This window comes from Candidatus Cloacimonadota bacterium, from assembly GCA_011372345.1.
Lineage (GTDB): Bacteria > Cloacimonadota > Cloacimonadia > Cloacimonadales > TCS61 > DRTC01.
On record DRTC01000279.1, the window covers coordinates 1 to 8,676 of the forward strand.

Sequence of the window (8,676 nt, forward strand, 5' to 3'; positions counted from 1 at the left end):
GTAGTATAAAGATTCTTGTATTCCAATGCTGATTTATAATCTTTTATTGCTGAATATAATTCCGATAAATCAAGATAACATTGCAAAACTTGCTGTTTCAATCCTATTTTACGGGCAAGCATAAGGCTTTTAAGATAATAATCGATAGCGAGTTTAGCTTTTCCAAGATTAAAATAAACTGTTGAGATATTTCCCAGGGTAAAAACAATTCCTCTTTTATCGTTTCTGTCCTCTTTGATTTTTAAAGACCTAAAATAATAATCGAGTGCTTTTTCGTATTTCCCCAAAACTTCATAAGTATCACCAATATTATTCAGATTAAAGGATTTCCAATGCAAATTTCCCATTTCTTCGTTAATTTTCAAAGCTTTAAAGTAATATTCCAGTGCTTTGTCATATTGTTCATATTTAAGGTAAACCAATCCGATATTATTGAAAGAACCGGCAATACCCTGTTTATCATCGATCTTTTTTCTGATTTCAAGGGAAGTTTGATAATAGTCCAATGCTTTTTCATAATCGTCGATCACTACATAAGTGCTGCCGATACGATTTAATGTTAAAGCAGTATTTTCTTCGTCATTCAATTCCTCGCTGATTTTCAAGCCTTGCTGGTAATAGGATATGGCTTTATCATAATCTCCGATAGTTTTATGAACATAACCGATATCGGAAAGGTTTCTCGCTTCCCTTTTCCTGTTACCGGATGCCTGGTTTGAAACTAATGCTTTCGTATGATAAACCAGCGATTTATCGTAGTCTCCGATTTTAAAGCAAGATTGTCCGAGCTTTTGATAGATTTTTCCTGATTTTTCTGCATATCCTATTTGGTTATGGATTTCTACGATTTGTTCAAGAAGTTGTATTGCTTTAGAATAATTTCCAGATCTGGAATATGCAGTTGCTAATTTTTCTAAAATCTTTGTTTTGTCAGTTCCGGAAACAGATTTTAAGATCGCTTCCAAACTATCGATTTTAGTTTCGGAAAATGCTGTGATTGTAAATAATATAAGGATCGATATGACTATTAATATTTTCTTCATCTTTTCCTTTTTCAACCGCTAATACACGCTAATTTACGAGAATTAAAACCTTGCGAATGGTTTCCAAAAGAGGAATTCTTTTTACTTGTTCTTGGCAATGGTTGCCGATTGTCTCTCCATCTTTCATTTTCCAACCATTATAGATATCTCGTTCCTCAACCAGCCATAAGATTTTTTTTTCTTTTCTTATTAGCGTCCGTTCGCGGTCAATTCTATTTTCATCTTTGTTCCTTTTCCAACTTCACTTTCAACCTCGATCTTCCCTTCTATCTCGCCTATAATCCCGTAAGCGATGGAAAGTCCAAGTCCGGTTCCTTCTCCGGTTTTTTTGGTTGTATAAAACGGATTAAAGATTTTATCAAGATTTTCTTTGGAAATTCCGGTTCCGTTATCTTCAAATTCCATCATAATACTATTGTCTCTTTGGAAAGTCCTGATGGAGAGTTTTTTCTGATATTTTTCATCTGCTGTTTTTGCCTTTTCTTCGATTGCATCTTTTCCGTTGGAGAATAAAATCAGAACAACCTGCTCGAATCTGTAAAGATTTCCTAAAGTTTCAGGAAGATTTTTATCAAGATCAACATCCAGTTTGATGCGATGATTGGAATATTGTTCTTTGATCATGTTTATAGCATTGGTTATGCTCTGATTGATGTTAAACGGTTCTTTTTCTTCGCCTGTCTGCTTGCGGGAAAAAGTTCTGATGTGATCTATGATGCGCTTCATTCTATCTATATCAGCAAATATATTCTTTGTTTTCTTCTGCAAATATTTTTTATCAGCATCATTTTCTTCGATCGCCATTTTCATATTATCAATGGCGAAAGCAATGCTGTGCAAAGGCTGATTTATCTCATGCGCTATTCCTGCCGCAAGTTCTCCGAGTGCAGCGAGACGAGATTGCTCGACTGCTTTCTGCTCCTGCTCTCGACGAATTCTAACTTCATCCTCGACTTTTTTCTCGAGATTTTTATTCAGGTCAGAAAGGTCTTTTTCTGCAATTTTCCTTTTCTTGATCTCTATCTTTTCGCTCCTATAAGCTCGATAAATAGTAAATGCCAGAATTAAGATTATGATAAATCCACCAATAAAAGAATATTTTACAATTCGATTTCCCTTTAATTTCAGATTTTGAATTTCCGTATTTTTGGTCAGGATTTCAATCTCTTTTTCCTTTTTATCAGTTTCATATTTTGCTTCGAATTCTGCTAATTGTTTGTGTTTTTCTTCTGTAAAAACCGAATCTCGTAAATTTGAGTAAGAAACCTGATTTTGATAAGCTTTCTTATAATCCTTCATTTTCTGATATAAAAGGGCGAATTCCAAATAATTGTAAATCTGCTGTTGTTTCAAATTTTTCTCAATAGCAATTTTCTGACTTTTTTCTAAAACTTCTATTGCTTTAAGATATTTTTTTTGGAGAATAAATGTGTGTCCTATATGATTATACAAAGTTGATTGATAATATGGGAGATCAATTTTCTCTAAGATTAATTGGGCTTCCCTGAAATTTTTAAGTGCTTCTTCATATTTTTCTGTAGAAATATAAATTAAACCGATATTAGTTAACCTGATCGCTATTTTTTCATTTCTACCGATTTTTTTTTCGATCTTTAAGGCTTCTTGCAGATAATCCAATGCTATCTCATATTTTTTTACAGCTCGATACGCATATCCGATATTATTCAAACGGATCGCAACTCTTTTTTCATTTTGATATTTTCGATCGATTTCCAAAGCTTGTTCATAATATTTGATCGCTTTTTCGAATTGATTCCAGGCATCGTAGACCATCCCGATATTGTTATAAACAATGGAAAGATCTTCCGGTTTCCCAAATTTCTGTTCAATTTTCAGATTCTGCCGGAAAAACTTCAGGGCTTTATCATAATCTGCTAATTTGTAATATGCTTGCCCGATATTATTCAGAAGGATGATGATCTCTTCTTTCATATCCAATTCTTCAGCAATTTTTAAGGCTTGAGTATAGATTTCAATTGCCTTTTCAAATTTCAACAGTATTTCATAACAATATCCAACATCTCCGAGTCTTCGCTCATAACTTTCCGACTTCTCTCCCGAAATCTCTATTTCAATCTCCGCAGTTTTCTGATACATTTCCAGTGATTCTTCTATTTTGTTCAGATAATAATAAGAATCTGCTAAATTTTTATACGCGAGAGATTCTTCTTTTCTATTCTTGAATTTGACTGCTGATTTCAATGCATCAATAGCGTATTCAATTGCTTTTTCTGGATCGACAGGAGATAGTTCTTCCGCAAGTTCGTTTAAAATTATTACTTTCTCTTTTTTGGACACCGTGTTTAGTTTGGCTGTCAAACTGTCGACTTTAGATTGAGAATTTAAAAAAATAAAAATAAGGTGAATAAAAAAAATAATGGAAGCGATTCTTTTCATGCTAACTCCAAACAAACCTAGAATTTCTGATACGAAAAAAATATTTAACCAAATAAAATCAATAAATTTTTAAAAGTATTGTCATCTTCGTTGACACATACGAAACTTATGTTTAATTATTACTATTGAATAAACCTGAGAAATTAAGGAAAAGATAAGAATAATTGCTGTTTTATATAGTTTTATTTGTTTTTTACTGGAAATCCTGGTCTGGAAATATATTTTGCAAAGTGATTTAAAATTGGAACAATATTTGCTGAAATTATTGAATCAATAAAAAAAGGAGAAAACAATTGAGAAAGTTTATTTTAATTTTTTTGATATTATTAATGTTTTGTGGTAATTTGATATCGATGCAGAAATTTATCGTAAGATTGGACAATCCATCAAAATTAATTTTGAAAAAAATACGCACAGAAAATTATGACATTGCCGCTTATAAACCAAATGAACTAGTGGACATTGTGGTTTCGGAAAAGGAATATCAAAAACTGATTAGTTTTGGATATGATCCTGAAATTATATGCACGGAAGATCAGGCTAGAGCAAATCTCGGAAATGTTCGTGATCTGGAAGGTTATCGGAATTATGCGGAAGTTCTAGCTGAATTACAGCAGATCGAAGTAGATCATTCTGATATCTGTAAGCTATATGATGTTGGTGATAGTTGGGGAAAAATCTATGCTGATGATGGAAATTCTTATTATGATGATTATCATCACGAAGTCTGGGCGTTAAAGGTTTCGGATAATGTTCTGGTCGAGGAAGATGAACCATCCGTTTATTATATGGGAGAACATCATGCTCGTGAACCGATCAGCCTGGAAGTAGCTATGGCAGTTCTTAATCATATCCTGGATAATTACGGAAGCGATGCGACTATTACTGAAAATGTAAATAATACACAAATCTGGTTCATTCCTCTGGTCAATCCAAACGGGCATAAAGTTGTAACCGATGAATATGATGTCTGGTGGCGGAAAAATATCCGGGACAACAATGAAAATGGACAATTTGATAATTACGATGATTCTGGACCAGATGGAGTGGATCCAAATCGCAATTACGGTTTTCAATGGGGAAACACAGGAGCATCTAATGATTGGAATTCTGAAACCTATCATGGACCGGAAGCGTTCTCCGAACCTGAAGTACAGGCAATGAGAGATTTATTGGAAGCTCATCATTTTATCGCTGGTATCTCTTACCATAGTTACAGCGAACTGGTTCTCTTCCCGTTTGGATACGCTGACGGCGTGATTGCTCCTGATCATGATGCATTGGAAGAACTGGCTGTCGAGATGGCGGAATCGATTCCTGCTCAATACGGAGGACATTACACACCTTCAGAAGCTTGGGATTTATATCCATGTATGGGAACAACCGATGATTATGCGTATGGAGTTCATGGCATTTTTTCATATACAGTTGAATTAGCAACCGAATTCATTCCTCCTGCCTGGCAGGTTGAGGGAATTTGTGAAGATAATCTGAATGCAGCCTTGATCCTCCTGGATAGAGTAAATTATTCGACTTTAACAGGTCACATAACCAGCAGTATAACTCGCGAACCGATTGTTGCGGAAATTTTCATTGATGGGATTGATGATACTGGTGTTGAGAAATTTCCTTATCAAAGTGATGTGGAATTTGGTCGTTATTATCGTTTACTGCAGGATGGAAATTATAATGTTACATTTTCCGAATACGGCTATTACCCGCAATTTTTCAGTGATGTGAATATCAATAATTCCGGACAGACCATTCTTGATGTAGAATTGGAAGCAATTGAAACTATTGTAGATTTCAGTGGCGTAATTCTCGATGAACAAACTGAAGAACCGATCGAGAATGCAACTGTCACCTTTCTCGATGCACCTCTCGAATCTGCTTATACTAACGAATATGGTGAATATTATTTTCCTGAAGTTTATATTGGAATTTATAACATTCTCATTTCAGCAGACGGATATTCCAGTATTTTCGATGAAATAATTCTTACGGAAGAATCAAATGAAATGAATTATCTTATGCAGCCCAGTCAAGCGGAAAGTTTTGAATCCGGTGAATTTAGCACAAATTGGAGTTTTGGCGGAGATGCAGACTGGTTTATTGATTCCGATTATGCATCTGACGGATTATTCTCTGCCAGATCAGGTTCCATCGGAAGTTGGGATAATTCATTTCTATCGATTTCAGTTGATTATGAAGAAGCGAGCGAAATCTCCTTTTTCCGAAAAGTTTCCTCAGAAGAAGGTTATGATTTCCTGAAATTTTTTATAGATGGAGCAGTTCAAGGAGAATGGTCCGGGGAATCGGATTGGATAGAGGAATCATTTGCAGTTTCTGCTGGCAATCATACATTTACCTGGAGTTATGAAAAAGATGGTTATGTTTCTGATGGTTATGATTGCGGCTGGATCGATTATGTAACCTTGCCACCAACCTATTTCGTGCATACTGATGATGTAATGGATTACATACAAACTAAGCTTTACGGAAACTATCCAAATCCATTCAGTTCTTCAACTACAATAAAATTTAACACCGAAAACACCGAAAAGAACACCGAGATTTTAATTTATAATCTGAAAGGGCAAAAGGTTAGAACTTTGGACTGTATCCGGCAGCTGCCGGACGCAAAAGCGACGGAGTCGCTTTCCTACATAACCTGGAACGGAAAGGATGATAACAACAAAGCTGTTTCCAGTGGAATTTATTTATATAAATTAAAATCCGGTGGGATATTTAGTACCACCAAGAAAATGATCCTGATGAGATAAAAGAACATCGGAATGTTCCGGATTTATCCGGTCTTCCGAATGTTTGTATAAATTATCAACATTCCGAAGAATTCCGAACAGATTCGGAATACATTCGGAAGTTTAATAAAGAATATGGAGTCAAGATGCTTAAAAAAACAATTTTATTAATTTTATTTTCGATTCAACTTCTGCTTTTATCAGCAGAAAATAAAGAAATATATTTTAAATTTTTCATAAATTCAAAAAAAGAATTATTCAAACTAACAAGAATCATCTCAATAGATAATGTTCATGACAAAACTGTTTTTGCATATGCAAATGAGAAAGAATTCCAGGAATTTACAAGTTCAGGATATTCTTATGAAATCCTCACTAATCCAAGTAAAACTCACCAAGTAAAAATGGCAACTTCCAGAGAACAGATGCGGGATTGGGATTCCTATCCGACTTACGAAACTTATGTCGATCTTATGTATCAATTCCAGATCGATCATCCTGATCTTTGTAGCATTGAGAATATTGGTAGTTCAGTGGAAGGTCGAGAGATCCTGTTTGCAAAAATATCTGATAATGTGAATATCGCAGAAGATGAACCGGAATTTATGTACACAGCTACTATGCATGGTGATGAACTGGTTGGATATATTTTAATGCTGCGTCTAATTGATGAACTGCTTTCGAATTACGGAAGCGATCCGCAAATTACGAACCTGGTAAATAATGTTGAGATTTGGATCAATCCCGCTGCCAACCCGGATGGCACTTATGCCGGAGGAAATAATACAGTTTGGGGAGCAACGCGATATAATGCAAATAGTGTCGATCTCAACCGCAATTTTCCCGATCCTGAAGATGGAGATCATCCGGATGGAAATGAATGGCAGCCGGAAATCATTATTATGATGGATTTTGCTTTTGAACACGATTTTGTTCTTTCAGCGAATCTGCACAGTGGAGCAGAAGTTGTCAATTATCCCTGGGATACATGGCCTCAACTTCATGCTGATGATGACTGGTGGCAGGAAGTTTCTCATACTTATGCCGACAAGGCTCAGGATAATAGTCCATATGGTTATATGAATGGTTTTGATGATGGGATTACCAATGGTTATGCCTGGTATACTATTAGCGGCGGACGACAGGATTATATGAATTATTTTCACGGCTGCAGGGAGATGACTCTCGAACTTTCTAATGTAAAACTACTTCCGGAAGATGAACTGGAAGACCATTGGAACTATAATCGTGAATCTTTGTTGCTCTATATAGAAGAATGTCTTTACGGAATTCGCGGAATTGTCTCAGATGAAAATAGCAATCCAACTAATGCTGTAATTCATGTTATTGATCATGATATTGATAATTCGGAAGTTTTTACCGATGCTGAAATCGGAGATTATCATCGCATGCTTTTTCCCGGTTCTTATGATTTGCAATTTCTCTCATTTGGATACCTTCCTCAAACAGTTGAAAATATTTCAATTTCTGATAATGAAATAATTTATCAGGATGTAACTCTCCAACCAGCAGAAAATTATACTGTTTCAGGAACGATCGTTGATGGAGATTCCCAGATTCCCCTCGAAAATGTTTCAATAGAATTGTCTCACGCAATATTCGATATTATGTATGAGACACAGACTGATGATCAGGGTTTTTACCAGTTTGAAAATATTTATGAAGGAACTTATTCAATCAAAATCGTTTTGACAGGTTATACTCAAATTTTTGAAGAAATAGAAGTTTCGGATAATATGGTTTTTGATTATGAGCTTTATCAATCCAACGCTGAAAGTTTTGAATCCGGAGAATTTTCCGAAATCTGGAGTTTTTCCGGTGATGCGGATTGGTTCATCGATAATTCCACAGCTTATGATGGAATTTATTCTGCTTGCTCCGGTGATATCGGAAGTTGGGATACAAGTTCGCTAATCACGGAAATGAATGTTACAGAAGCAGGGGATATCAGTTTTTTTATCAAAGTTTCCTGCGAAGACGATCCTGATGATGATTGGGATTTTATCACTTTCCGCATAGATTCTTAAGAACAGGAAAGATGGGATGGAGAAGTAGATTGGATAGAAGCAAGTTTTCTGGTTACAGCAGGTTTCCATGAATTCGAATGGCGATACGAAAAAGACGGAAATGTCAGCAGCGGATCGGATTGTGCATGGATCGATTTTATCAGTTTTCCAGCGAATGATTCAGCGATTGGAGATGATGAAGTAGAAATGTCGGAAATAAAATTAATCGGGAATTATCCCAATCCATTCTATTCTGCAACCACAATTTCTTTTTCCACCGCAGAGAACGGAGAGGACGCAGAGATGTCGATTTATAATTTGAAAGGTCAAAAAGTGAAAACTTTGGAGTGTTTCCGGCAGCTGCCGGATACAAAAGCGACAAAGTCGCTTTTCCACATAGTCTGGGACGGAAAAGATGAAAATAAC

Annotated in this window: 5 protein-coding genes; 3 read left to right on the plus strand and 2 right to left on the minus strand. The window is 35.5% G+C overall.

Features of this window, described 5'->3' with window-relative positions:
• Window positions 1-1,043: tetratricopeptide repeat protein (locus ENL20_05460; protein ID HHE38003.1), on the minus strand; the 1,043-nt coding region annotated here is incomplete at its 3' end.
• A gap of 189 nt (window positions 1,044-1,232) precedes the next feature.
• Window positions 1,233-3,461 carry a tetratricopeptide repeat protein gene (locus ENL20_05465; GenBank protein HHE38004.1) on the minus strand — a complete coding sequence of 743 codons (2,229 nt, stop codon included), beginning with the start codon at window positions 3,459-3,461 and terminating at the stop codon, window positions 1,233-1,235.
• Window positions 3,462-3,754: 293 nt separating this feature from the next.
• Between ENL20_05465 and ENL20_05470 the strand changes: the two genes are divergently transcribed.
• The 3 genes from ENL20_05470 to ENL20_05480 form a co-directional block, all read left to right on the plus strand.
• Complete coding sequence (locus tag ENL20_05470) at window positions 3,755-6,244, plus strand: T9SS type A sorting domain-containing protein (GenBank protein ID HHE38005.1); 2,490 nt, start codon at window positions 3,755-3,757, stop codon at window positions 6,242-6,244.
• 125 nt (window positions 6,245-6,369) lie between these two features.
• Window positions 6,370-8,271, plus strand: coding sequence for a zinc carboxypeptidase (locus tag ENL20_05475; GenBank protein ID HHE38006.1), 1,902 nt, complete (start codon window positions 6,370-6,372; stop codon window positions 8,269-8,271).
• Between the two features lie 186 nt (window positions 8,272-8,457).
• A partial coding sequence (locus ENL20_05480) for a T9SS type A sorting domain-containing protein (protein HHE38007.1) occupies window positions 8,458-8,676 on the plus strand: 219 nt, incomplete at its 3' end.

Bases quoted from the DNA above. Each gene is read 5' to 3' on its own strand.
- ENL20_05465 (HHE38004.1), bottom strand. From the start codon at position 3,461: ATGAAAAGAATCGCTTCCATTATTTTTTTTATTCACCTTATTTTTATT.
- ENL20_05475 (HHE38006.1), top strand. From the start codon at position 6,370: ATGCTTAAAAAAACAATTTTATTAATTTTATTTTCGATTCAACTTCTG.